Source organism: Actinomadura sp. NPDC048955 (assembly GCF_040649435.1).
GTDB lineage: Bacteria > Actinomycetota > Actinomycetes > Streptosporangiales > Streptosporangiaceae > Spirillospora > Spirillospora luteofluorescens.
On record NZ_JBEZJI010000003.1, the window covers coordinates 99,052 to 124,111 of the forward strand.

Below are 25,060 nucleotides of genomic sequence, written 5' to 3' on the forward strand. Positions count from 1 at the left end.
TCCGGCCGTCAGGTCAGTTAAATGCGTTTTTCGATGCACGGTTCAGGGGTCGGTGTCATGAAACAATTGCAGGATCGTTGACGTATTAGTGGTGCGGATCTAACGTGAAGGAAAGCGCTTTCTGAGGAAGGCCGATGTCCGGCCTTCCGCCCGCTCCCACCCCGATGAGCGGCCCATGGCGATGGCCGCGATCGCGACGGAAAGGCGTCTTCTCCGTGCTTCCGATTCCTTCGTCGCGGGCTCGTCCGCCCCCATCCTCCGGCCCGTCCGCGACAATCCGGAAAGCAGCGGATGCGGCGTCTGTCGTGGGCTCCGCGCAATTCACGCTTTCGCTTCGATCCTGCCCAGGAACTGCTCCGATACTCGACTGGAGAAACGACGATGCAGCTGAGATCCCTGATCGCGTGCGGCGGCCTGGTGGCCGGCGGGCTCGCCGCCCTGCCCGGCACCGCCGCGCACGCCACCACCACCCGCTACGAGGCCGAGACCTCGCCGGCGGTGTGCACCGGCACCATCGACTCCAACCACAGCGGCTACTCCGGCACCGGATTCTGCAACGCCACGAACCGGGCCGGCGCCTACGCGCAGTTAACGGTGAACGCTTCGGCGGCCGGCAGCGCGACGCTGCGGGTCCGCTTCGCCAACGGCACCTCCGCCGCGCGGGCCGCGGACGTCGCGGTGAACGGCGCGGCCGTCCCGGCGGTGTCGTTCGAGGGCACCGCCTCGTGGGACGCCTGGGCCACCAAGACGATCACGGTGCCGGTGAACACGGGCGCCAACACCGTCCGGTTCACCCCCACCGGCGCCGAGGGCCTGCCGAACATCGACTACGTCGAGGCCGACACCGGCGACACTCCGCCACCGACCGGCGGCGACACGCTGTACGTGGCGCCGGGCGGCAGTGACGGCGCGTCCGGGACGCAGGCGGACCCGACGACGCTCACCTCCGCGATCGGGCGCATCGCCCCCGGCGGGACGATCTACCTGCGCGGCGGGACCTACCGCTACTCGCAGACCGTCGCCATCCCGCAGGGGCGCAACGGCACGCAGAGCGACCGCACGGAGCTGTTCGCCTATCCGGGCGAGACCCCGGTGCTGAACTTCGCCGCCATGAGCGAGGACCCGGCCAACCGCGGCCTCGCCGTGAACGGGTCGTACTGGCACGTCCGCGGCGTCGTCGTCGAGCACGCGGGCGACAACGGGATCTTCGTGGGCGGCAGCGGCAACGTCATCGAGCGCACGGTGACCCGCTTCAACCGCGACTCCGGACTCCAGATCTCGCGGATCGCCTCCGACACCCCCCGCGACCAGTGGCCCTCCGGCAATCTCGTGGTGAGCTCGGAGTCGCACGACAACGCCGACTCCGACGGGGAGGACGCCGACGGCTTCGCCGCGAAGCTCACCATCGGTTCCGGCAACGTCTTCCGCTACGACGTCTCCCACAACAACATCGACGACGGCTGGGACCTCTACACCAAGAGCGACACGGGCGCCATCGGCCCGGTGACCATCGAGGACTCCCTCTCCTACGGCAACGGCACGCTCTCCAACGGCGGCCAGGCCGGGAACGGCGACCGCAACGGCTACAAGCTCGGCGGCGAGGACATCGCGGTCAAGCACGTCGTCCGGCGCAGCATCGCCTACGGCAACGGCCACCACGGGTTCACCTACAACAGGAACCCCGGCCCGATGACCGTGTCGGACAACGTCAGCGTCGACAACGAGGAGCGCAACTTCTCGTTCGACGCGGGCACCTCGGTGTTCCGGAACGACACCTCGTGCCGGTTCGCCGTCGACGGGTCGAACGACAAGGTCGTCGGCGACGCCGACGGGTCCGACCAGTTCTGGTCCGGCTCGAACGGCTCCCGGTGCTCCTCCTACGCGGGCGCGCTCGGCTGGTCCTTCGGGTCGGACGGCCGCCTCGTCGTGACCTTCGGGGGCAGAGCACAGACTCTGTGACGGCATGGATCCGGCCTTCCCCCGGCGTCACGCCCGGGGGAAGGCCGGGGTCTCGCGTCAGGCGCGCTGCCAGAGCGCCGGGACGTTCTCCGGCGTCCAGCCGGGCTGCGCCTGGTGGGACTGGATGCACTTGTAGCCGACGCCGTTGTAGGTCACGACGTCGCCGACCTGGTAGACGGTGCCCGCCGCCCAGCTGCCGCTCGGCGGGTCGTCCGGCGGGTCGTCGGGCGGGTTGGACGTGCCGGTGTAGAGCGTCAGGCCGTAGACCTGGAGCCCCTCGTTGACCGGCTGGAAGAACGTCGTCCCGCCGCTGCGGCAGTCGCCGGAGCCGCCGGACGTCGTGCCCTGCGCCTGGCTGCCGGAGATGAACGAGCCGCCCGAGTCGCCCGGCTCGGCGCACACGTTCGTCTGGGTGACCCCGGAGACGGTGCCCTGCGGGTAGGTGACGCTCGTGTTGAGCTGCTGGACGGTGCCGCAGTGCCAGCCGGTGGTGGATCCGGACCGGCACACCGGGGAGCCGGTCTGCGCCACCGTCGAGCCGGAGACGGCCGGGTCCTGGACGGTCCCGTAGCCGTTCACGCGCGCGACCGGCGACCAGTTGCCGTTCGTCGCGACCCAGGCGTAGTCGTTGCCGGGGAACGAGGAGCCCTGGAAGCTGCCCTGCTGGACCTGGTTGTACCCGCTGGTGGTCGTGCCCGGCTGGCCGCAGTGCCCCGCGGTGATGAAGCCGGGCGTTCCGCCGCGCGTGACCGAGAAGCCGATCGAGCAGCGTCCCGAGCCGTTCATGTAGTAGGCGTCGCCGCCCCGCAGGTCGTAGTAGGTGCGCGGCCTGATGGCCGAGCGCTTGACGGTGACCTCGGCGGCGTCGACTCCGGCCGCCTTCGCGAAGGCGCGGGCCTCGGCGGGCGCGGAGCTCAGCACCACGATGCGGTTGGCCTGGACGTCCACGTACCAGACGGGGGAGCGGGACGGGGCTTCGCGCGCGGCGGCACGGTCCAGTTTCGCCTTGGCGGCGGTGAGTTCGGCCAGGCTGCGGCCGACGACGGTCGCCCGCGCGCCCTGGGCGGTGATCTCGGCCGTCCGTGCGGGGTCGGTGGTGGCGACGTGCAGCGTCTCGGCGGTCCTGCCGCTGACCCAGCTCCCGGCGAAGTCGCCGCCGAGCCTCAGCCGCAGCTTCCCGGCGGTGACACCGGAGTCGAACTGGTTGACCAGCGCCTTCTTCGCCTGCGCCTCGGTGAGGCCGAGGTCGCGCCGCATCGCCTTCAGCATGGCCGGCGGAACGTCCGCGGCCGTCGCCGCGGAGTAGGGAGCCGTCGTGCGGGGAGCCGGACGGGCGGGCCCGGCGGGGCCCGGCTGGGCGACCGCGATGCCCTGCGTGCCGGCCAGACCCAGCGCGCCGGCCGCGAGCACGGCGACGCGCAAGCCGCGTCTGTGGGACATGGTCTCTCCTCGGGGGTGGGGGTGCGGCAAACGTAGATGTCCTCTCGCGCGGCGAGAAAGGCTCTCCGCCCCCGCGTTCTGGCGAGTTTTCGCCCGTGTCTGAATTCGCCACTGACCCGCTTGCCGTGCGCGGCGTCCGGAAGGCAAAGTCGAATTGCTTCCGTTCAGTCGCGTAAGGGAGCTCGGCGATGGAAGATGTGCGGCCGGAACTGGCGGCAGGGGAAGTATCTGCGGGTCCCGGCGGCGGTTCGGGCCCGGTGTGTGCGGGGTGCGCGCCGGGCCCGGGCCGAAACGGAGGTTACTTGGAAGTCGCACTCCGTCGGCTTCATAATCCTTTTCATGTTTCCCGTGACCGCACCAGGTGAGAATCCATTCGCGGCTCTCGGTGTCACCGCCACGCAGCAGACCCTTTACCTCACGCTGCTGTACAACCCGGGCAGCACGCTGGGCGAGCTGGCGGGGATGTCGGAGGCGCCGCGTCCCCGCCTGGCGGCGCTCCTCCTGGAGATGGAGGACCTCGGCATGATCAGCGCGGAGGGCGCGGCCGGGGTGGCGGGCGCGGGCGGGGCGGCCGCCCCGGCGGACCGCGCGTACACGGCCCATCCTCCGGACGCCGTGGTCGAGACGCTCATCCGCAAGCGGGAGACCGAGTTCATCCGCGCGCGGATCGAGGCCAAGCGGATCAACGGCGATCTGCTGGCCGCCGAGCAGCGGTCGAACCCCGAGAAGCTGGTGGAGGTGATCGACGGGCTGGACGCGGTGATCCAGCGCTACGAGCAGGTCCAGCGCGCCGCGGTCAGGCACGTGAAGGCCATCGACAAGCCGCCCTACGCCGTCGACCCGGTCAGCCCGAACGCGATCGAGCGCGAGCGCCTGGCGAACGGCGTGGAGTACCGCGCCATCTACACGCCCGAGGCCCTGGCCATCCCCGCGCGCATGGAGCTGGCCCGCGAGGATTCCGGCTTCGGTGAACGGGCCCGCATCCTGGAGAACCCGCCCGCCAAACTCGTCATCGTGGACGACGAGATGGCGCTGATGCCGCTGCGGGGCGACGATCCCGGCATCACCGCGCTCATCCGCCCGTCGACGCTGCTCGACATTCTCATCGAGGTTTTCGACACCTGCTGGGAGCAGGCGACGCCGCTGCGCTTCGACGACGAGTCCGGCCCGGTCGGCGTCTGGCCCCGCTTGTCCGAGGCCGACCGGCATCTGCTCACCCTTCTCGCCGCCGGGCTGAAGGACGAGGCGGTGGCCCGCCACACCGGGATGGGCGCGCGCACGGTCAGCCGGCACGTCGCGCGCCTCCTGCGCACCCTCAACGCCCGCACCAGGTTCCAGGCGGGCGTCCACGCCGCCCGTCGCGGCCTGGTCTGAGACCCCGCGACCACGCGGGCGCCTTCACGCGCGTCCGGCCGGACGGGCCGGCGTGCTCACTCGCCGGACCCGCGGGCGGGGCGTGCGCGCCGGGTGTCGACGTTGGCGGTCAGGGTCGCGAGCAGGCCGGGCAGGTCCGCCACGGTCTGCTCGGGCAGGCCGGTGACGGTCTCCTCCGCCAGGGCGCACCACAGGTCCTTGACCCGCTCGGCCAGGGCGGCGCCTGCCTCGGTGAGCTCCACGATGCTGGCGCGCCTGTCCGAGGGCGCGGGTCTGCGGCGGACGTGCCCGGACGCCTCCAGCTTGCGGGTCATGAGCGTGACGCTGGGCGGCTCGCAGCCGAGCGCCTCGCTGAGCTGGGCCTGGATCCTCGGGCCGGTCCGCGCGAGTTCGAGGAGCAGCGCCTCCTGGCCGGGGTGCAGGCCGAGCGGGGCCAGCAGCGCGGCGGCCCGGGCCCGGTGGCGCAGGCTCAGCAGCCGGACGGCCTGGTTGATCGCGTCGGCTCGGTCGAAGTCCACGGCCCCTCCTTGACGGATTAGTTATGCGCATAACATTATGCGCATAACTAATTCTAGCGCGACGTCGAGGAGCCGACATGTCCGTGAAGGTCGCCGTCATCTACTACAGCTCGACGGGCGCCGTGCACGCGCTCGCGCAGGCCGTCGCCGAAGGCGCCGCGTCAGCCGGGGCCGAGGTGAGACTCCGGCGGGTCGCCGAACTGGCGGCCGGCAGCACGATCGACGAGAACCCGCGGTGGCGGCGGCACATGGACGCCACCGCCTCGATCGCGGAGGCCGCCGTGGAGGACCTGGCGTGGGCCGACGCGTACGCGTTCGGGACGCCGACCCGCTTCGGCGCGCCCGCCGCGCAGCTCAAGCAGTTCATCGACCAGAGCGTCGGGCTGTGGCGCGAAGGCGTGCTGGCCGACAAGCCGGTGACCGCGTTCACCTCGGCCTTCAACCGCCACGGCGGCAACGAGGCCACGATCATCTCGCTGGCCAACGTCTTCTACCACTGGGGCGCGCTGATCGTCCCGCCCGGCTACACCGACCCGGCCGTCTACGCCGCCGGAGGCAACCCCTACGGCGCCTCGGCGGTGACCGGCCCGTCCGGCGACGGCCCCGACGCGGCGTCCCTCGACGCGGCCCGCCACCAGGGCCGCCGCCTCGCCCGGACCACGGCCCGCCTGCTGGCCGGAACCCGCGCCACCGGCGTGAACGGAGGCGCCGCCGAGGGCGACCGCGCCGCCGAGACGACCGTCCGGACGCCGGCGTGAGCGGCCGCGTTCCTTCGAATGTGGGAGGTTCCCGTGTCGTCTGAGTTGTCCGCGAAGGCGTCGAGCCGGGAGTCCGCGAAGGCGGGGACCGGGCCCGGGCGGCTCGTGCTGGTGCTGGTGTGCGCGTGCCAGTTCATGGTGATCCTGGACGCGTCCATCGTGAACGTCGCCCTGCCCTCGGTCGACCGGGACCTCGGCTTCGGCGCGGCCGGACTCGCCTGGGTGGTGAACGGCTACCTGCTCACCTTCGCCGGGCTCATGCTGCTGGGCGGGCGCGCCGCCGACCTGGTCGGCCACCGCCGGGCGCTGGCCGCCGGGATGTTCCTGTTCTCCGCCTCCAGCCTGGCCGGCGGCCTGGCGGCCGCGCCGCAGGTCCTGGTCGCGGCGCGCGCCGTCCAGGGCGCGGGAGCCGCGCTGCTGGCCCCGGCCACGCTGGCCGTGATCAACACCGGCTTCACCGGGGGCCGCGAGCGGGCCCGGGCGTTCGGCGCCTGGTCCGCCGCGGGCGGCGTGGGCGGGATGGCGGGCGCGCTCGCGGGCGGGGCCCTCACGACCGGCCTGTCCTGGCGGTGGGTGTTCCTGATCAACGTGCCGATCGGCGCGGTGCTGATCGTGGTGGCCCTGACGTCGCTGCCCGGCGCGCGGACCGGCCGGCGGGAGCCGCTCGACCTCCCCGGCGCCGCCGCCGGGACGGCCGGGGCGGCCGCGCTGATCTACGGGGTCATGCAGAGCGCCGGCCACGGCTGGACGTCCGCGCGGGTCGCCGGTCCGGTCGCGGCGGGCCTGCTCCTGCTCGCCGTCTTCCTCGTGGTGGAGGGGCGCTTCGCCGCCCGGCCCCTGATGCCGCTGCGGCTGTTCAGGATCCGGGGGGTGGCCGTGGGCGGCGGCATGCTGCTGCTCTTCGGAGGGATCGCCATCGCGATGTGGTACTTCACGTCGCTGTTCCTGCAGAACGTCCTGGGCTACGGCGCGCTCCGGGCCGGGCTCGGGCAGACGCCCGCGGCCGTGGTGTTCATGCTGGTCGCGCGCTTCGGCGCCGGGCTGCTGCCACGGACGGGCGCGCGCCTCCTGGTGCTGGCGGGCTGCGGCTGCTTCCTCGCGGGGTTCGGCTGGCTCTCCCAGGCCGGCGCCGGGAGCGGCTACCTCACCGGCGTGCTCGGCCCCACGCTGCTCGTCGCGGTCGGCATCGGGCTCACGTTCCCCACCCTCATGGCCGCGACGACCGCCGGCGTCCCGGAGGGCGACGCGGGCGTCGCCGGCGGGCTGGCCAACACCGCCTCCCAGGCGGGCGGGGCGGTGGGCCTGGCGGTGCTCGCGACGGCCGCCGCCGCGCGCACGCGGGCCGCGTCCGGCGCGCCGGGCACGACCGCCGCCCTCGCCGCCGGCTACGACCGGGTCTTCCTGATCGCGGCCGGTCTGGGCCTGCTCATCGCGGCGGCCGGCCTGCTGCTGCCGGGCCGCCGGGACGCGTCCTGACGATCGATGCATCCGCCGGGCCGCCCCCGTACGAAGTGGTCGTGTGGGATTCGTGCGCAGAATGCGGCTCGGCTGGGACGCGCCGGCGCCGCGACCCCTCGGACTGGTCGGCGCGGGCCTGCTGGCCGCGATGGTGGCGGCCCAGGTCGCGTCCGGGCTGAGGCCCGAGCCGATCCGGCTGACCAGCGTCGTCGTGGTGCTGCTGGCGGCGAGCGCCGTGGCGTTCCTCGCCGACCGGCGGAGCCCCGGCCGAGCGGCCGGGGCCTTCGCCGCGACGGTGGCCATCGGCTACGCGGCCGAATGGGTCGGCATCCGCACGGGCATGCCGTTCGGGGAGTACTCCTACACCTCGGTGCTGCGCCCGCAGGCCGGGGGCGTGCCGGTCATCGTGGCGGCGGCGTGGGGCGGCATGGGGCTGGCCGCGCACGCCGTCGCGACCGCGATCGCCCCGCGGAACCGGGTCGCGCGGTGGGCGGCGGGGGCCGCGGCGCTGACGGCGTGGGACCTGTTCCTGGACCCGCAGATGCTGCGGCTCGGCCTGTGGACGTGGGCGGACGAGGGCCCCTACCGGGGGGTCCCGCTCAGCAACTTCGCCGGATGGCTGGTGGTGTCGTTCCTGGTCATGCTGGCGATCGACCTGATCGCCGGACGGGAGGACGCCGCGCTCCCGTCCTGGCGAAAGGGCCCGTCCCGGGGGCTCGTCACGCTCTACTCGGTGATGGCGGGCATGGAGACGGTGGCGTTCGCGGCGGTGTTCGAGCCCCGGGACCCGCTCGTCGCGGCGGCGGGCGGGGTGGCGATGGGGGCGTTCGCCGTCCCGGCATGGAGGCGCGCATGGCGGAAGTGATCGTGGTCGGCGGCGGGGTCGGCGGGATGACCGCCGCGTTGCGGCTGGCGCGCGGCGGCCACGACGTCCGGCTGTACGAGCGGCTGGACCGGCTCGGCGGGAAGCTGGCGGAGTACGAGCGGGACGGGTTCGCGTTCTCGCTCGGCCCGTCCCTGCTGACCATGCCGCGCCTGTTCCAGGAACTCGGGGTGGACGTCCCGCTGGTGGAGCTGGACGAGCTGTGCCGGTACTACTTCGCCGACGGGACGCGTCTGCGCGCGTTCCGCAGCCCCGCCCGGATGGAAGAGGAGGTCGACCGGCTCAGCCCCGGGCAGGGGGCGGCCTGGCGGTCCTTCTACGGCTGGGCGGAGGAGTGCTACGCGGCCTCGGAGCGGACGTTCTTCTCCGGGCCGCTGGGACGTCCCTCCGAGAAGCCCCGGATCGGTGACCTGTTCTCGGTCGCGCCGGGCCGGACGTTGGACGGCCTGGCGCGGCGCTTCTTCGACGACCCGCGGATGCGGCAGTACGTCGGCCGGTACGCGACGTACGCGGGGTCGAGCCCATACCAGGCGCCGGCGGCCCTCGGCTGCGTCCCGGCCATCGAGCACGGGCACGGCGGCTGGTACGTGACGGGCGGACTGCCGCGCATCGCCGACGCCCTCGCCCGGCTCCTGACCGATGCGGGCGTCGAGGTGCACACCGGGACCGAGGTGGCGGAGGTGGTCGCCGGCCGCTCGGCGGTGTCGGGCGTGGTGCTGGCGTCGGGGGAGCGGGTGGACGCGGACGCGGTGGTGGTCAACGCGGACGCCGCCGCGCTGTACGGCTGGCTGCTGCCCGACCGGCGCCGGCTGCGCAGGCTCGCCGGGCTCGGCCTGTCGTCGTCGGCGTTCCTGCTGCTCGCGGGGGTGGACGGCCGCACGGAGGACCTGCCGCACCATTCCGTCGTCTTCTCGGCGGACTACCGCAAGGAGTTCGACGACATCTTCCGCCGGAACGTGCCGCCGGACGACCCGACCGTCTACATCGGCTGCTCGGCGGTGGACGACCCGGCGCAGGCCCCGTACGGGGCGGAGAACTGGACGATGCTGGTGAACGTCCCGGCGCGCGATCCCGGCCGCTGGCCGATGTCCCGCGAGTCCTACCGGGACCTGGTCCTGGAGCGTCTGGCGAAACGCGGGCACGACCTGTCGGGACGGCTCCGCTTCGTGGACATGTTCACGCCCGCCGACCTGCGCGACCGGTACGGCGCCTGGGGCGGAGCCATCTACGGCACCCCCTACCAGGGACGCCTCGCGCCGTTCCGCAGGCCCGGCAACCGCGGGCCGCGGCGCGGCCTCTACCTGGTGGGCGGGTCGGCCCATCCCGGCGGCGGCCTCCCGCTCGTCGCGATGGGCGGGCGGATCGTCGCCGCCCTCGTGAACCAGGACTTCGGCGGCGCCCGCGGCACCGCGCCCCGCGAGAGAACGGAGACGCGATGAGGGCGCTGACCGTCCTCCAGGCGGCCGCCGCCGGGGTCGTCGCGGCGCGGCTCGCCCGGGGGCGCCGCCGCCCCGAACCGCTGAGGCCGGGCGCGGCGGGTCGACCGCCCGAGCGGGTGTCGGTGGTGATCCCCGCGCGCGACGAGGAGGCCCGCATCGGGGCGTGCCTGGCGCCGCTGCTCGCCGACCCCGCCGTGAGCGAGGTCATCGTCGTGGACGACGAGTCGCGCGACGGCACGGCGCGGCTGGCGAAGAGCCTGGGCGCCACCGTCGTCGAGGGCGCGCCGCTGCCGGACGGGTGGGTCGGCAAGCAGTGGGCCCTGCACCAGGGCGTGCGGGCCGCGACCGGCCCGGTCGTGGTCCTGCTGGACGCCGACATGCGTCCCAAGCCGGGCCTCTGCGCGGAGCTGGCGGCGCTCCTGAACGCCCACGACCTGGTGAGCGCGGGGCCCCGCTTCATCTGCGGCAACGCCGTGGAGCAGGCGCTGCACGCCTCGCTGCTGGCCACGCTCGTCTACCGCTTCGGCCCGATCGGGTCGACGACGGGCCCGGCCGGGCCGGGGGCGTCCGCGGAGCGGCTGCTCATCAACGGCCAGTGCATGGCCTTCCGCAAGGCGCGCATGGACGAGGCCGACGGGTTCGCGCGGGTCCGGCGCCATCTCACCGACGACGTGGCGCTCGGCAGGCTGCTCGCCCGCGACGGCTGGCGGGTCGCGTTCGTGGACGCGGGCCCGCTGCTGGAGGTGGACATGCACACCTCCGCCGCGGACGTGTGGCACGGGTGGGGGCGTTCCATCGCGCTGCGGGACGTCACCCCCGCGGCCCATCTGGCGGGCGACCTGGCCGTGGTGTGGCTGACCGCCGCGCTGCCCGTCCTGCGGCTCGCGGCGGGACGGCCGACGCCGCTCGACCTCGGCCTCCTCGCGCAGCGGCTCCTGCTCGTGACGGCGCTGCGCGGCAGCTACGCGCGTCCCGGCCCCGGACTCGCGGCGTCCCCGTTCATGGACGTGGCGACGGCCGTCCGGCTCACCTGGTCGGCGCTGCTGCCTGCGCGCACCTGGCGCGGCCGGGACTACGGCCCCGCGACGGTCAGGTCCGCCGTCCGGCCAGCGCCGCCTGCCCGAAGCGCAGCCCGATGAGGCACATCAGCGCCCCGGTCCCGGCGACCTGCTCGACCGGCGCGAAGAACAGCTGGAGCACCGGCAGCGAGAACACCGCGAGGCGGGTGCCCCACGCGAACGAGAAGACGAGGCTGCCCGCGAAGAGCAGGACGAGGCCGAGCGCGAACGCCACCGGGCAGATCACCGCGAACCCGCCCGCGAACGTCAGGATCGAGCGCCCGCCCCGGCGCCCGGCGAACACCGGCCAGGCGTGGCCGGCCATCGCCGCGCCGACCGCCGCGTACACCGGCAGGACGCTCGCCCCGGCCACCGAACCGAACCGGCCCGTCTCGGCGCCGCTCACCAGCAGGCCGACCAGCCCGGCCGCCGTCCCCTTGAGCATGTCGCCGGCGAAGACGGGCACGGAGGCCTTCCGGCCGAGCTGCTCCATGACGTTCCAGAAACCGGGGTTGCGGTCGCCGACGTCGCGCGGATCGAGGCCGTGGGCTCGCCCGACGAGCACCGCGACAGGCACCGAGCCGAGCAGGTAGCCGCCGACGACCGCCACGAGCATGGGAATCACCGCTGTGAACACGGGACCACCGCCATGAGCACGGACATCATCGCCTCGTTCCACCTCATCAGGTACGCGGGAGTGGACGCCATGCGGCACATGGCGTTCGACCGTCCGGTGCTGCGCGGCACCGGAGGGCTGCGGTTCTGGCGGCTGCTCGGGACGGGGAGGGGCCGCTCCATGAGCCTCGGCGCCGACCTGCGCCGCTGGGCCCTGTTCGCGGTGTGGGACGGCGAACCGGCGCTGGAGCGCTTCCTTGCGCGTTCGCCGATCGCGGCGCGGTGGCGGGACGAGGCCGAGGAGTCCTGGCATGTGCGGCTCGCGCCGCTGGCGTCCCGGGGCGGCTGGGGAGGGTCGGATCCGCTCGGGGACACGGTGGACCGTCCCGCGCCGTGCGGGCCGGTGGCCGTGCTGACCAGGGCGTCGATCCGTCCGCGACGGCTGGTGGCGTTCTACCGTTCCGTGCCGGACGTGGACCGCCTGCTGGGCGGCCAGGACGGCTGCCTCGCCTCGGTCGGGATCGGGGAGTGGCCCCTCGCCCGGCAGGCGACGTTCTCGCTCTGGCGGGACGAGGCGTCCGTCCACCGCTACGCCTACCAGGGGAGCGCCCACCGCGCCGTCATCAGGCGCGTCCGCCGCGAGGGCTGGTACAGCGAGGAGCTTTTCGCCCGCTTCGTTCCGTTCGGTGCCGAGGGGACCTGGGACGGCCGCGACCCGCTGCGCCCCGGGGAGCGGGACGGAGCCGCCCCCGGCCCCGTGGCTCACTGACCCTCCGCGGCCAGGTCGTGTGCCACCAGGCAGGCGCGCGCGACGGCCGCCGCGTTCGACGAGCCGTGCGCGACGACGACCGTCCCGGTCAGGCCCAGCAGGGCGGCGCCCCCGTGGGTGTCGGCGGCGTAGAGCCGCGCGACCGCCTCCAGGGGCCCGGTGTCGGTGACCCCGGCGCGCGCGACGAGGCCGAGCGTCGTGCGGACGCAGCCCTCGATGTTCTTCAGCACGACGTTCCCGGTGAACCCGTCGGTCACGACCACGTCGACGGTTCCGGCCAGGACGTCGTGGCCCTCGACGTTGCCGTGGAAGCGCACCGGCATCCCCGGCAGCAGCACCGCCGCGTCCCGGACGAGCCGGTTGCCCTTGCCCGGCTCCGCTCCGATGGACAGCAGCCCCACCGAGGGGTCGGTCACGCCCAGGACGCTCCGCGCGTACTCGGCGCCGAGCGTCGCGAACTGCGCCACCATCTCCGCCGACGGGTCGGCGGTGCCGCCCGCGTCGACCAGGACGGTGTGGCCCGACAGGGCGGGCAGCGCCACGGCCAGCGCGGGGCGCAGCACGCCCTTGCGCCGCCCGAAGGCGCGGACCGCGCAGGTCACCACCGCGCCGGTGGACCCGGCCGACACGAACGCCGCTCCTTCGCGGCGGGCCAGCTCGCAGCCCACCATCAGGCTGGACTTCGCCTGGAACGCGGCGTTCGAGCCCCGGTCGGCCATGGGGATCACGTCGTCGGCGTGCTGCACCTCCAGTTCGCCGATGCCGCCGTGCCGCCGCAGCTCCTCGTCGATCTCGTCGGCCCGTCCCACCAGGTGGACGGGCACGCCGTGCTCGCGGTGCGCCGCCAGTGCGCCCGGGACGGTCTCGGCGGGCCCGCGGTCGCCGCCCATCGCGTCGAGCACGACCCGCGCCGTACCGCCCTTTTCTCCCATGTCAGACCGTCCCGGCGGGAACGCGCCGCTCGGCCCGGCCCGCGGCGGACGCCGCCACCAGGTGCCGCGCGTAGATCACGGCGCGGCGGCGGCGGGGCACCCGCGCCCGCCCGGCCAGCACGTCGTGGCCGGACGCCTCGATCTCGTCCAGGATCCCGCCGTACAGCTCGTGCGCCGCGCGGATGCACGGACGCGAGGACGGCACCAGCAGCTTCACCCCCTCCAGCGCCCGGGCGTAGTGCTCCCGCGCGCGGCCGGCCTCGAAGGCCACCAGCTCGCGGAGGCCGGGCGTGCACGTCCCGGAGGCCAGGTCGTCCTCGGTGACGCCGAACTTCTTCATGTCGTTCGTCGGAAGGTAGACGCGGCCGCGGCCCAGGTCCTCGGCCACGTCGCGCAGGAAGTTGGTCAGCTGGAACGCCCGCCCGAGCTCCCGTGCGGGCTCGCGCGCGGACCGCCCGGCGCCGGGCAGGGTCTCCAGGACGGGCAGCATCATGAGGCCGATGGCCGCGGCCGACCCCTCCATGTAAGCCAGCAGATCGTCGTACGTCGCGTAGCGGGTGACGGTCAGGTCGGCGCGCATCGACTCCAGGAACGCGTCGATGTCCGCACGCTCGACGTCGAACGACCGCACGGTGTGCACCAGCGCGGGCAGCACCGGGTCGCGGACGTGCTCGCCGGCCAGCGCCGCGTCGAGCCGCTCCTTGACCTGGTCCAACGCCGCGCCGCGGCCCTCCGCGCCAGTGGCCTTGTACTCGTCGACGATGTCGTCCACATGGCGGGCGAACCCGTACAGCGCGTGGACGTGCCGGCGTTTCCACGCGGGCAGCAGCAGCGTCGCCAGATAGAAGGAGCGTCCGTGCCGGGCGTTCAGGCGGCGGCAGTGCTCGTAGCTCGCGGTCAGCGTCATCGGGCGCCCTCCAGGATCCGGGCGGCGGCCAGCCTCCCGGAGATCAGCGCCGGTGGGACCCCCACCCCCGGCGCGGTGTACATCCCGGCGAAGTGCAGTCCCGGGACGCGGCGGCTACGGCCGGACGGGCGGAACCACGCCGTCTGCCGGAAGCGGTGGTCGAGGGCGAAGGGCGTGCCCGCCGAGTGGCCGAGACGCTCCCACGCCGGTGGGTCGAACGTCTCCCGGGGCGCCGCCGACAGGTCGCCGTACCCGAGGTCGGCCAGGCGGCCCAGCAGGCGGTCTTCCAGGTGCGGGGCGAGACGGTCCCAGTCGGCTCCGCCCGCCAGGTTCGGCGCGGGCTCCAGGACGCTCAACGTCGAGTGCTCCGCGGGCGCGGCGGTGTCGTCCGATTCGGGATATGTCACGAGAAGGCTGGGGTCGGGCTGCGGACGTCCCGCCGCCAGGGCGGAGAAGACGCCGCCCCACTCGCGGCCGAAGTGCAGGGTGTGGTGGGACTGCCCGGGCAGCCGCCTGTCCAGCCCGAAGTGCATGACCAGGCAGGACGGCGAGTACCGCGGCCTGCGCAGCCGCCAGTCGCCGGCCTCCTCCGGCAGCAGCCCGGCGTGCGCCCGCGGCAGGTCGCAGGCGACGACGACGCTGCTCGCGGGGAGCCGCTCACCGGTGTCCAGCCGGACCGCCGTCACACCGTCCGCCCCGGTCTCGACCCGTTCGGCGCGGACGCCGTACCTGATCGAGGCGCCGGCCTTCTCCGCGACGGCCGCCAGCGCCTGCGGCACGGCGTGCATGCCGCCCCGGGCGGGGAAGTAGACGCCGCCGACGGTGTCCATGTGCGCGACGACCGCGTAGATCGCCAGCGCCTTGTGCGGGGGCAGCCCCACGTAGAGCGCCTGGAAGGTGTGGGCCCTGACGAGCCGCTCGTCGGTCAGGTGACCGGCCACGAAGCGGTCCAGGCGCCGGAACCCGCCCGCCGCCGCCAGCCTGAGCAGCGCGTAGGGCCGCGCCATGCCGCGCAGCCGGGTCATGTCCGCGTCGATGAACGACGACCACTCCGCCTCGAACATCTCCCCGAGGCGCCGCCGGAACCGCAGGTACCGCGCCGCCTCGGCCGGGCCGCACAGCTCCCGGACGTTCGCGGCCATCCGCTCGGCGCCGCCCACCACGTCCAGCCGGGACCCGTCGTGGAACGCCAGCCGGTAGAACGGGTCCAGGCGCCGCAGCGGCAGCACGCTCTCCAGGTCGGCGCCCGCCGCGCCGAACGTCTCGGCGAGCACGTCCGGCATGGTCAGCACCGAGGGTCCGGTGTCGAACCGGTACCCGCCGGTGCTGGCGGTGCCGCAGCAGCCGCCGGGCACGTCCCGGGCCTCGACCAGCACCACCTCGCGTCCCCGCGCCGCCAGATGGACCGCGGCGGACAGGCCGCCGAGACCCGCCCCGATCACGACGACCGGGCCCCGCCCTCCCATCAGCCCCGCCCTCTCATCGGCACGAGTCGGGTTCGCAACTTCTTCTCCATCGCCGTCCCGAGTGGGTTCTGCGCAGTTCTTCGGTTCTGCGTCGTTCTTCAGGTCTGCACAGTTCTTCGGGACGCGAGGCCCGGTCGGTTGCATCCCCCGCGGGCGCGGGGCCGTGAGCGGCAGGGGCGTTCAGTGGGCCCGCACGGTCGCGCGGGCCTTCGCCTTCCCGCCCCGCTCGGCCGCGCGGACGATGCCCGTGCACATCCCGCCGAAGATCACGTCGTGGAACGGGCGGAACGCCCACCAGTACGCGTGCCCGGCGAGGCCCCGGGGGTGGAACAGGGCCCGCTGCGTGAGGAACGTGCGGGAGTCGTCGCGGCGCACGGAGAACTCCAGCCAGGCCAGCCCCGGCAGGCGCATCTCGGCCCGCAGCCGCAGCAGCCGCCCCGGCTCGATCTCCTCCACGCGCCAGAAGTCCACCGCCTCCCCGATCCGCAGCCGGCGCGGGTCGCGGCGGCCGCGCCGCAGCCCGACCCCGCCCACCAGCCGGTCGAGGACGCCCCGGGCCTGCCAGGCGACGGGGAAGGAGTACCAGCCGCGGTCGCCGCCGATCCCCTCGACCACCTCCCACAGCCGCTCGGGCGGCGCGGACGTCCGGCGGACCTGCTCGTCGGTGTAGAGGCTGCCGCCCGCCCAGTCCGGGTCCGTCGGCAGCGGGTCGCTGGGCGCGCCGGGCGTGCTCGCCGACGACCAGCGCGTCGCGACGTCCGTCTCCCGGACGCGGCGCAGCGCCAGCTCGACCGAGCGCTCGAACCCGACCGTCCCGCCGGGCGGCGGCGGCACGTACTCGGCGAGGTCGTTCTCCCTGCACACGACCTCGTTGCGCAGCGACTCCACCAGCGGTCGCGCCAGGGCGCCGGGGACGGGGGTGATGGCCCCCACCCAATGGCTCGACAGCCGCGGGCTCAGCACCGGGACCGGAATGATGATCCGCTGCCTGAGGCCCGCCACACGCGCGTAGCCGCGGATCATGTCGAGGTAGGTGAGCACGTCCGGCCCGCCGATGTCGAACCCCCGGTTCACGTCCGGGGGCAGGTCCGCGGCCGCCACCAGGTAGTACAGGACGTCCCGGATCGCGATCGGCTGGATGCGGGTGCGCACCCAGCGCGGCGTGACCATCACCGGCAGCCGCTCGGTCAGGTACCGCAGCATCTCGAACGACGCCGAGCCCGAACCGATGATCACGGCGGCGCGCAGCCACGCGGTCGGCACCCCGCCGTCCAGCAGGATCCGGGCGACCTCGGCGCGGGACCGCAGGTGCGCCGACAGCTCCTCCTCCGGCTCCATGCCGCCGAGGTAGACCAGCCGCCCCACCCCCGCGTCCCGCGCCGCGGCGGAGAACGTGCGCGCCGCCCGCCGGTCGGTCTCGGCGAAGCCGCCGTTGCCGCCGATCGCGTGGATCAGGTAGTAGGCGACGTCCACGCCCTCCAGGGCCCGCCGCGTCGACCCGGGGTCTGTCGCGTCGGCCTCCGCGATCTCCACCCGGTCCGCCCACGGGTGGTCTCGCAGCCGGTGGGCCGAGCGCGCCATGCACCGCACCCGGAATCCGGCGTCCAGGAGTTCCGGCACGAGGCGGCCTCCGATGTAGCCGCTGGCTCCCGTGACGAGGCAGAGCCGCCCTTCCCCGGTGTCCATCCGTCTCCCTCGGTCGTCGTCGGCCGGGCGGGCCGGGCCGCCCTCCCCGGGGGTCATCGGTCGTCCGGGTCGATGATCGGCGGCGGGTAGTCCAGCGACCGCCTGCGGTCCTCGTCCAGCGTCCAGGGCCGGTGGACGCGGGCCCCCTCGACACCGGCGAGTTCGGGGACGTACCTGCGGACGTAGTCGCCGCGCGGGTCGAAGCGCGCCGCCTGCCGGAACGGGTTCATGACCTGGTCGGGCCGGGTGCTGTTCCCCGTACCGGCGACCCACTGCCAGTTCCCCGCGTTGTCGGCGACGTCGCCGTCGACGAGCCACTCGTTGAAGTGGCCGAGGCCCCGCCGCCAGTCGATGCCGAGGTCGCGGGTCAGGAACGAGGCGGTGATGAGCCTGGCGCGGTTGTGCATGAACCCCTCGCGGTGCAGCTGGCGCATCCCCGCGTCCACGATCGGGACGCCGGTCGTCCCGTCGCACCACGCGGCGAAGGCGTCCTCGTCGTCCTTCCACCGCCGGTCGCGCGACCGGTAGTCGCGCCGCGGCAGGTCGGGGAAGGCGGCGGCGACCTGGTGGTGGAAGTCCCGCCACGCCAGCTGGCGCCGGTAGGCGTCCGGCGCGGCCTCCGCCAGTTCGCGCGGCGACACGCAGCCGAACTTCACGTACGGGCTGAGCCGGGACGTGCGGTCGGCGGCGAGATCGTCGCGGACGTCGTCGTACTCGGCGGCGTCGTCGCGCAGCCACGCCGCCATGCGCTCGCGTCCCGCGCGCTCCCCGCCGGGCGCGAGGTCGGGGGACGGGGACCCCGAGGTCAGGTCGGCGAGCCGGGGCAGCGCCCCCGGCTTCACACCGGACGGCAGCCGGACCTTCTCGGGCGCGTCCACGGCCGGGCGCCACCGGGCCGCCTCCCAGGCCCGCCAGTACGGGGTGAACACCTTGTAGTGGTCGCCGCTGACCGGGGTGAGCTCGCCGGGCGTGACCACGGTGATGCCGGGGTGCGCCGAAACGTCCAGGTCGAGGCCGTCGGCGCGGGCGGCCTCCCGGACGCGGTCGAGGCGCCGGGCCGCGTACGCCGTCCGCTCGTCGGCGAGCAGCAGCGAGCCGGCGCCGGTCTCGCGGGCCAGCCGGACGACCTCCCCGGCCGGGTCGCCGCGCCGCACGACCAGGTCGCCGCCCCGATCCTTGAGCGACTTTCGCAGGTCGTCAAGGCTGTCGAGCAGGAACCGGACACGGTTGGGCGCGGCGAACGGACCGTCCAGGATCGCGTCGTCGAAGACGAAGACCGGGACGACTCGTCCGGCCTCGCAGGCCGCGGCCAGAGCGGGGTTGTCGCGCACCCGGAGGTCGCGGGTGAACAGCATCAGCGAGGTGTCCATCACCTGAGTCTTCGGAGCCGGGGGCGCGAACGGTTGCGGTAGGCGATGTCGCCGTTCAGCGCGGTGGCGAACGCGCACCATGCCGCGTAGGGGAGCAGCGCGGCGGCCGCGGCGCGGTCGGCGCGGGCCGTGCGGCGGATCAGTTCGGCGTTGCTGGCGTCCAGCAGCAGCGTGCCCGCGACCCCCGCGCCCGTGCTGCGGCGGCCGAAGAACAGGTGGTTCCAGCCCGCGTTCAGCACCAGGTTGACGCCGAGGCTCGCGGCCAGGGCGCGGCGCCGGCGCCCTTGCGACCTCAGCAGCGCGCGCCCGCCCGCCCAGGCGACGCTCGCGTACAGCGGCGTCCACACGACCCCGAAGGCCCAGGAAGGAGGCTGCCACGGCGGTTTGTCGAGGGCCCGGTACCAGCGGCTGCCGGGATCGACCGCCTTGGCCCCGGCCGCCGCCGTCGCCGTCACCGCCGCCGCGGTGGCCCCGTAGACGGCCCACCGGGTGCTCGTCCGGACGCGATGCCGCTCGTTCGTCGCACTCATGGCCGTGAGCCTTCCCGCTGCGGCGGCATCCGCACGTCCGCGTTCGCGGAGGTCAGCGGCGGCCCGGGATGCAACCGGAACGACCGGCTCCGGCGAAGACCAGGGAGACCGTACGACCAGGCGGCCGTGCGACCGGTGGGCTCGTCCGGCCGGGGACATCGCGGAACCGGAGACGCCGTACGCTGTGCCGTCGGAGCAGCACGGGAGATCGAAACGCATGCGTGGGGAGACGGACCGGGAACCGGGACTGGGCGTGGGCGCGGTGGCGCGGCGCCTGGGCCTGGCGGCCGCCACCCTTCGCACGTGGGACCGCCGGTACGGCATCGGCCCGAGCGGGCGCAGCCCCGGCGGCCACCGCCGCTACACGCCCGTGGACGTGGCACGGCTCGAAGCGATGCAGCGGCTGATCCTCGCGGGCGCCCCGCCGGGCGAGGCCGCCCACGTCGCGCTGCGCGAGCCGCCCGGCGAGCCGCGCCCGCCGCGCGGGCACGGCGCCGGAGGCAACCGCGTGCCCGTCGGGGAGGCGCCCGCCGGAGCGGACACCGCCGAGGTGCGCGGCCTGGCCCGCGCGGCGATGTCCCTGGACGTCCCCGCCATGAACGACGCCGTCCGGACCGCGATCGCGCGGGACGGGGTCGTGCGGGCCTGGGACGGCCTGATGGTCCCGGTCCTGGTCGGCATCGGCCGCAAGCACGCGTCGTCCGGCGGCTGCGTCGAGGTCGAGCACCTGCTGTCCACCGTGGTGCTCGGCGGGCTGGCGGAGGTGCCGCCGCCCGCGCGGCCGGTGAACGTCCGGCCCGTCCTGCTGGCCTGCGCCCCCGAGGAGCAGCACAGCCTGCCGCTGTACGCGCTGGCCGCCGCGCTGGCGCAGGGCGGTGTCGCGGCGAGCCTGCTGGGGGCGCGGGTGCCCGCGGACGCCCTCGCCGCCGCGATCCGGCGTACGGGGCCGGGCACCGTCTTCGTCTGGTCGCAGATCGCCCGCACCGGCGACCCGGACTGGCTGGCCGATCTTCCGGGAACCCGTCCCGCGGTGCGGCTGCTGGCCGGCGGCCCGGGCTGGAGGCGGGACCGGCTGCCGGACGCCGTCCGCTTCGTGACGAGTCTTTCCCAAGCCGTCACCGAGATTTTGGACGGCCCCGCGGCGCCCTGATCCGCCGGGAAAGCCGCACGATCGCATCACCCGTCGCCGTGTCGGGCTCGACGCCGCCCCCGGAATCGACTATGAACAAGTTTTGAAACGATTCCCTCGGGAAAGGCCCAGCTCATGAACCTGGGAGAGCGGCTCGCACGCGGGGACGAGACCGCGCTTGCCGAGTGCTACACCTCGCTCGGCCCGCTCGTCCGCCGCCATGTCGTCCGGCTCGTGCCCCGGCACGCCGTGGACGACGTCGTCCAGCTGGTCTTCCTGGAGGTCTGGAAGTCGCGCCGCCGCTTCGACCCGTCCCGCAACCTGGAGCCCTGGGTCCTCGCCATCGCCCGCAGGCGCGCCATCGACCAGCTCCGCGCCGAGGCCCGCCACTACCGCAGGACGCTGCCCCTGGAGGACCACGCGGAGCTTCCCGCCGCGCGGACCCCCGACGCCTCGCCGTCCGTGGAGACCGCCTGCGACGTCCGGGACGCCCTCGCTGTCCTGCCGCTGCCGCAGCGGCAGGCGATCGTGATGGCCCACTTCGGGCAGCTGACGCAGACCGAGATCGCCGACCGGCTGTCCGTCCCCCTGGGCACCGTCAAGGCGCGCACGGCCCGCGGCCTGCGCCGGATGAGAGAGCTCCTATGACCGCCGCCCCCTACCCGCGTCCCCGGCTGGCGGTGTCGAGCTGCCTGCTCGGCGCCCCGGTCCGCTACAACGCCGGCCACAGCCGCGACCGGTTCCTCACCGACGTCCTGGACCCGCACGTCGACTGGGTCCCGGTCTGCCCGGAGATGGAGATCGGCCTCGGGACGCCGCGTCCCACGCTGCGGCTGCTCACCGACGGGCACCTCGTCACCCATGACGGGTCCGCCGACCACACCGCCGCGATGACCGCGCTGGCCGAGACGCGCGTCCCCCAGCTGGAGGACCTGGACGGCTACGTGCTCAAGTCGCGCTCGCCCTCCTGTGGGCTGTTCCGCCTGCCGCGCTACGCCTCGGGCGGGCCCGGTGAGCGCACCGACGGCCAGCCCGTGGACCGCCAGGGCCGCGGGGTGTTCGCCGGACTCGTCCGCGAGGCGCTCCCGGACCTGCCCGCCGAGGAGGACGGCCGCCTCCGCGACCCCGTCCTGCGCGAGCACTTCATCGAGCGCATCTTCGCCCACGCCCGGCTCCGCGAGCTGTTCGGCGCCGACTGGCGGCCCCGCGACCTCGTCGCCTTCCACAGCCGCCACAAGCTGCAGATCCTCGCCCACGACCCGTCCGCCTACCAGGCGCTCGGACGGATCGTCGCGCAGGCGGGGACCCGTCCACGGGACGAGCTGGAGACCGACTACCGGCACGCGTTCAGCGCGGCGTTCGCCGTCCGCCCCAAGCGCGGGCGCCACATGAACGCCCTCCAGCACGTCTTCGGGATGCTCAGCGACCACCTCGACGACACCCGCCGCCACGACCTCCTGGCGGCCATCGAGACCTACCGCCAGGGACAGTCGCCCCTCAGCGTCCCCATCGCGCTTCTGCGCCACCACGCCAAGGGCGAGGGCCTCGGCTACCTGACCCAGCAGACCTACCTGGACCCCTACCCCGCCGACCTGGTCCTCCGCCACTACTTGTGACGCAGAAGCGAACGGGCCGGCGGTGAGAGCGAGTCTCACCACCGGCCCGTTCAGCAGGCACCGTCCGTTCAGCAGGCATCGTCTGTTCAGCAGGCGGCGGGCTCCAGTGCCCGGTCGGCGGCCTGCGCGTCGGCAGCCGGCGGCGCCTCGGGCGCGGCGGCGGCCTTCGCCCGCCTGGGCAGCAGGAACGCGACCCCGACCATCACCAGGGACAGCGCGGCGCTGATGACGAACGCCAGCCGCATCCCGTCGAGCTGGGCGGCCGCGGCGGCGACACCGTCGGCGATCCGGCCCTCGGCGCGCCCGGTCATCACCGTCACGACCAGCGCCGTGCCGAAGGCCGCGGAGACCTGCTGGAGGGTGCCCAGCATCGAGCTGCCGTGCGAGTAGAGCGGGGCCGGGAGCGCCCCGAGGCCGAGGGTGAACACGGGGGTGAACGCCGCCGCCAGCGACACCATCAGCAGCGAGTGCAGGCCGAGGACCTGCCAGTACGGCATCGTCGCCGAGATCTGCGTGAACCCGGCCAGGGCGAGCACGATGCCGGCCGCCCCCGGAATGATCAGCATCCGCCCGCCGAAGCGGTCGAAGAGCCGTCCGACGACCGGGCCGAGCAGCCCCATCGCGAGCCCGCCGGGCATCATCAGCAGGCCCGTCTCCAGCGGCGTGAGCCCGCGCAGGTTCTGCAGGTAGATCGGCAGCAGGATCATCGACCCCATCATCGCCATGAACCCCAGGGCCATCAGCAGCAGCGAGAGGGCGTAGACGGGGTGCCGCAGGACGCGCAGGTCCAGCAGGGGGACGTCGCGGCGCTGCAACCGGAGCTGGCGGACGGCGAACACCGCGATCGTGACCGCCCCGACCGCGACGATCACCGTGGGGACCACCGCGCCGCCCTGCCCGAACCTGCTCAGCCCGTACACCAGCGAGCCGAACCCGAGGGCGGCGGCCGCGACGCTGAACCAGTCGATGGTGCCGGCCTGCGGCTCCCCGACGTTCTCCAGTCGTCCGAGGCCCCGCCAGGCGACCAGCGCCGCGACCGGCAGCACCGCCGCGAACAGCAGCCGCCACGAGCCGAGCTGCAGGATCAGGCCCGACACCGCCGGGCCCAGCGCCGGCGCGACCGAGATCGCCATGGTCACGTTGCCCATCACGCGACCGCGGTCCTCCTCGGGCACCACGGTCATCAGCGTCGTCATCAGCAGCGGCATCATCACCGCCGTGCCGGTCGCCTGGACGATCCGCGCGAGCAGCAGCACCTCGAACACCGGCGCGACGGAGGCCAGCGCCGTCCCGGCGAGGAAGACGCCCATCGCGGTGGCGTAGGCGCGGCGGGTGGTGACCCGCTGCAGGAACCACCCCGTCACCGGGATCACCGCGGCCATGGTCAGCATGAACGCGGTCGAGAGCCACTGCGCGGCCTGCTCGGTGACGTCCATGTCCGCCATCAGCCGCGGGATCGCGTTGATCATGATCGTCTCGTTGAGGATCACCACGAAGGTGGCCAGCACCAGCAGCCGGATCACGGCGGGCGTCTTCGAACGGCCGGGCGCGGTCCCCGCCGTCCCGCCGCTTGCGTGCTCTCGCATCGTCGTCATGCCGGGGTAGACCCCCGCCGCCCGGAGAACTCATCGCTCGATTCGAGAATTCTTTCGACTGTCCGACGGTGCCGGCCCGCCACCAGCGAGAACGCCCGCCGCGGACGGAACCAGATGATCGCGAACAACGTCGGACCGGTACGCGGGAACGCCCCTCCGGCCCGCGGACGGGCGCGCACCTCCCGCGAGAGGGGAACACGGTGCCCAGCTATCTGCAGACTCTTCCGCTCCACACGATCACCGAGGTGTACGGCGAGGCCGGACTCCGCGACCGGTTCTCCCGCGAGATCCTGCGGTTCCGCGAGCCGGACTGGCGGCGCCTCAGCACGGCGCTCGCGCTGGCCGGCGACCTGCACCGGCAGGACCGCCGCGTCCGCGAGCCCGTGGTCAACCACCTGCTCCGGGTGACGCTGCGCATCATGTGCCACTACGAGATGGACGACGCGGACCTCCTCGTCGCCGCCCTCATGCACGACTCCGTCGAGGACCACCCGGCCGACCTGGCCGGCGACGGCCACGCCGATCCGGCGGAGGCCGCGCTCGGCGTCCTGTCCGCCGAGTTCGGGCCGCGCGTCGCCGAGCTCGTCCGCGCCGTGACCAACCCCGTCTACGACCGCGGCGGGGACGTCCACGCCCAGTACCGCGCCCACGTCGTCGAGAGCCTGGAACGCCACCCGGCCGCCCGCGTCATCAAGGTCTCCGACTTCACCGACAACGGCGTCGGCCTGATCCACACCACCGGCCCCAAGCTCCGCAAGCTGGCCCGCAAGTACCGCCCGCTCGTCCCGGAGCTCAAGGACCTGATCAACCGCCCCGACACCCCGCTCAAGGAGCGGATCAAGCAGCACATCACCGGCCAGCTCGACCGCGCCGACGAGCGCTTCACGGCCATCCTGCAAGGCCACGCCGTCGCCGCCCGGGCGAGCTGACACCTCTACCGCCTCCTCGCGAGCGCGTCGGCCCGCTGCCTGGCGATGTTCCGTACCTTCCTCGTTCCGCCGCTCTCGGCCAGCAGCTCAAGGACGGGCAGGAAGGCGGTGCTCTCCGCGAGCATGCGCTGCATCCAGGGCGTGGTGCCCGCCAACTCGGCGGACGACGGCTCCCGCCCCTCCTCGACCGCCAGGTAGACCGACCAGTCGTGGACGCGGCGACGCACGAACTCGCGGTGCCCGTCCGCCTCCAGCCTGCGCAGCTCCGGCAGGAGCCCGTCCGCCCACCGCTGGAACCCGCCCGGATCGCCGGCCCTCTTCGCGACCTCGTCGACGAGCTGGACGACCGCCGTCTTGGCCACCGACGAAACGGGATCGCGCAGGATCAGCGCCACGATCCTGCGCTCGGCGTCAGGACGTCCGGACGCGGCGACCGCCGCAACGGCCTCGCAGTACACCCGAACCCGCACATGCTCGTCCTCGACGGCCTCGTCGACGTCCACACCGAGCATCCCGGCATCCGCGACCACCGCGGCCACATCCGCCCGTAGCGCCATCAGTTCCGCCACCCCGTCCGACAAGAGATCGCCGAACACTAGCGATCTCTTGCCGGGAGGGTCGCCGGACCC

General features: G+C 74.2%; 23 protein-coding genes. 12 read left to right on the forward strand and 11 right to left on the reverse strand.

The features are described from left to right. The first annotated feature begins 381 nt into the window (after positions 1–381). Complete coding sequence (locus AB0C84_RS04315; protein WP_361060999.1) at positions 382–1,959, forward strand: carbohydrate-binding protein; 1,578 nt, start codon at positions 382–384, stop codon at positions 1,957–1,959. A gap of 57 nt (positions 1,960–2,016) precedes the next feature. Here the strand turns inward: AB0C84_RS04315 and AB0C84_RS04320 are convergent, their stop codons facing one another. Beyond that, the gene (locus AB0C84_RS04320; RefSeq protein WP_361061001.1) at positions 2,017–3,399 is read right to left on the reverse strand and encodes a carbohydrate-binding protein; all 1,383 of its coding nucleotides are present in this window, start codon (positions 3,397–3,399) and stop codon (positions 2,017–2,019) included. Between the two features lie 348 nt (positions 3,400–3,747). On the opposite strand from AB0C84_RS04320, the gene AB0C84_RS04325 reads away from it, so the two are divergent. Next, positions 3,748–4,773 (forward strand): LuxR C-terminal-related transcriptional regulator, encoded by a 1,026-nt coding sequence (locus tag AB0C84_RS04325; protein ID WP_361061003.1) that lies wholly within the window; start codon positions 3,748–3,750, stop codon positions 4,771–4,773. A gap of 56 nt (positions 4,774–4,829) precedes the next feature. Here AB0C84_RS04325 and AB0C84_RS04330 read toward each other — a convergent pair whose 3' ends face one another. After that, the gene (locus AB0C84_RS04330; RefSeq protein ID WP_361061005.1) at positions 4,830–5,291 is read right to left on the reverse strand and encodes a MarR family winged helix-turn-helix transcriptional regulator; all 462 of its coding nucleotides are present in this window, start codon (positions 5,289–5,291) and stop codon (positions 4,830–4,832) included. 77 nt (positions 5,292–5,368) lie between these two features. On the opposite strand from AB0C84_RS04330, the gene wrbA reads away from it, so the two are divergent. From wrbA to AB0C84_RS04355, 5 genes are all read left to right on the forward strand, one after another. Then, positions 5,369–6,049 (forward strand): NAD(P)H:quinone oxidoreductase, encoded by a 681-nt coding sequence (gene wrbA, locus AB0C84_RS04335; protein WP_361061007.1) that lies wholly within the window; start codon positions 5,369–5,371, stop codon positions 6,047–6,049. A gap of 33 nt (positions 6,050–6,082) precedes the next feature. Then, positions 6,083–7,525, forward strand: coding sequence for an MFS transporter (locus tag AB0C84_RS04340; RefSeq protein ID WP_361061009.1), 1,443 nt, complete (start codon positions 6,083–6,085; stop codon positions 7,523–7,525). A 61-nt stretch (positions 7,526–7,586) separates the two neighbouring features. After that, positions 7,587–8,372 (forward strand): carotenoid biosynthesis protein, encoded by a 786-nt coding sequence (locus AB0C84_RS04345; protein ID WP_361061360.1) that lies wholly within the window; start codon positions 7,587–7,589, stop codon positions 8,370–8,372. After that, the gene (gene crtI, locus AB0C84_RS04350; RefSeq protein ID WP_361061011.1) at positions 8,360–9,829 is read left to right on the forward strand and encodes a phytoene desaturase family protein; all 1,470 of its coding nucleotides are present in this window, start codon (positions 8,360–8,362) and stop codon (positions 9,827–9,829) included. Before AB0C84_RS04345 ends, crtI (AB0C84_RS04350) begins: the two co-directional genes overlap by 13 nt. Beyond that, positions 9,826–10,968, forward strand: coding sequence for a glycosyltransferase family 2 protein (locus AB0C84_RS04355; protein ID WP_361061013.1), 1,143 nt, complete (start codon positions 9,826–9,828; stop codon positions 10,966–10,968). The genes crtI (AB0C84_RS04350) and AB0C84_RS04355 overlap by 4 nt, the downstream gene beginning before the upstream one ends. Here AB0C84_RS04355 and AB0C84_RS04360 read toward each other — a convergent pair. Continuing rightward, a complete protein-coding gene (locus AB0C84_RS04360) occupies positions 10,919–11,524 on the reverse strand; it encodes a glycerol-3-phosphate acyltransferase (protein ID WP_258943934.1) in 606 nt (201 codons plus the stop codon). The two genes, AB0C84_RS04355 and AB0C84_RS04360, sit on opposite strands and share 50 nt — an antisense overlap. A 12-nt stretch (positions 11,525–11,536) precedes the next feature. Between AB0C84_RS04360 and AB0C84_RS04365 the strand changes: the two genes are divergently transcribed. Beyond that, positions 11,537–12,271 carry a spheroidene monooxygenase gene (locus tag AB0C84_RS04365; RefSeq protein ID WP_361061015.1) on the forward strand — a complete coding sequence of 245 codons (735 nt, stop codon included), beginning with the start codon at positions 11,537–11,539 and terminating at the stop codon, positions 12,269–12,271. Here the strand turns inward: AB0C84_RS04365 and AB0C84_RS04370 are convergent. The 6 genes from AB0C84_RS04370 to AB0C84_RS04395 form a co-directional block, all read right to left on the reverse strand. Next, entirely contained in the window at positions 12,265–13,203 is a 939-nt protein-coding gene (locus AB0C84_RS04370) for a phosphate acyltransferase PlsX (protein WP_361061017.1), read from the reverse strand. The two genes, AB0C84_RS04365 and AB0C84_RS04370, sit on opposite strands and share 7 nt — an antisense overlap. Position 13,204: 1 nt before the next feature. After that, on the reverse strand, positions 13,205–14,110 hold the full coding sequence (locus tag AB0C84_RS04375) for a phytoene/squalene synthase family protein (protein ID WP_258943931.1): 906 nt from the start codon (positions 14,108–14,110) through the stop codon (positions 13,205–13,207). Beyond that, positions 14,107–15,576 carry a phytoene desaturase family protein gene (gene crtI / locus AB0C84_RS04380; protein WP_361061019.1) on the reverse strand — a complete coding sequence of 490 codons (1,470 nt, stop codon included), beginning with the start codon at positions 15,574–15,576 and terminating at the stop codon, positions 14,107–14,109. The genes AB0C84_RS04375 and crtI (AB0C84_RS04380) overlap by 4 nt, the downstream gene beginning before the upstream one ends. Positions 15,577–15,756: 180 nt before the next feature. Next, complete coding sequence (locus tag AB0C84_RS04385; RefSeq protein WP_361061021.1) at positions 15,757–17,262, reverse strand: SDR family oxidoreductase; 1,506 nt, start codon at positions 17,260–17,262, stop codon at positions 15,757–15,759. A 53-nt stretch (positions 17,263–17,315) separates the two neighbouring features. Continuing rightward, a complete protein-coding gene (locus tag AB0C84_RS04390) occupies positions 17,316–18,632 on the reverse strand; it encodes a deoxyribodipyrimidine photo-lyase (RefSeq protein WP_361061023.1) in 1,317 nt (438 codons plus the stop codon). Beyond that, on the reverse strand, positions 18,632–19,162 hold the full coding sequence (locus AB0C84_RS04395; protein WP_361061025.1) for a TspO/MBR family protein: 531 nt from the start codon (positions 19,160–19,162) through the stop codon (positions 18,632–18,634). The genes AB0C84_RS04390 and AB0C84_RS04395 overlap by 1 nt, the downstream gene beginning before the upstream one ends. A gap of 217 nt (positions 19,163–19,379) precedes the next feature. On the opposite strand from AB0C84_RS04395, the gene AB0C84_RS04400 reads away from it, so the two are divergent. From AB0C84_RS04400 to AB0C84_RS04410, 3 genes are all read left to right on the forward strand, one after another. Then, positions 19,380–20,312, forward strand: coding sequence for a MerR family transcriptional regulator (locus AB0C84_RS04400; RefSeq protein WP_361061027.1), 933 nt, complete (start codon positions 19,380–19,382; stop codon positions 20,310–20,312). Between the two features lie 114 nt (positions 20,313–20,426). Next, positions 20,427–20,939, forward strand: a complete 513-nt coding sequence (locus tag AB0C84_RS04405; protein ID WP_361061029.1) for an RNA polymerase sigma factor — start codon at positions 20,427–20,429, stop codon at positions 20,937–20,939. Next, complete coding sequence (locus AB0C84_RS04410; protein WP_361061031.1) at positions 20,936–21,907, forward strand: DUF523 and DUF1722 domain-containing protein; 972 nt, start codon at positions 20,936–20,938, stop codon at positions 21,905–21,907. The genes AB0C84_RS04405 and AB0C84_RS04410 overlap by 4 nt, the downstream gene beginning before the upstream one ends. A gap of 86 nt (positions 21,908–21,993) precedes the next feature. Here AB0C84_RS04410 and AB0C84_RS04415 read toward each other — a convergent pair whose 3' ends face one another. Next, the gene (locus AB0C84_RS04415; RefSeq protein ID WP_361061033.1) at positions 21,994–23,502 is read right to left on the reverse strand and encodes an MDR family MFS transporter; all 1,509 of its coding nucleotides are present in this window, start codon (positions 23,500–23,502) and stop codon (positions 21,994–21,996) included. Between the two features lie 200 nt (positions 23,503–23,702). On the opposite strand from AB0C84_RS04415, the gene AB0C84_RS04420 reads away from it, so the two are divergent. Further along, the gene (locus AB0C84_RS04420; protein ID WP_218905564.1) at positions 23,703–24,431 is read left to right on the forward strand and encodes an HD domain-containing protein; all 729 of its coding nucleotides are present in this window, start codon (positions 23,703–23,705) and stop codon (positions 24,429–24,431) included. Between the two features lie 5 nt (positions 24,432–24,436). Here AB0C84_RS04420 and AB0C84_RS04425 read toward each other — a convergent pair whose 3' ends face one another. Next, the gene (locus AB0C84_RS04425) at positions 24,437–24,988 is read right to left on the reverse strand and encodes a hypothetical protein (RefSeq protein WP_361061035.1); all 552 of its coding nucleotides are present in this window, start codon (positions 24,986–24,988) and stop codon (positions 24,437–24,439) included. Positions 24,989–25,060: the final 72 nt, after the last annotated feature.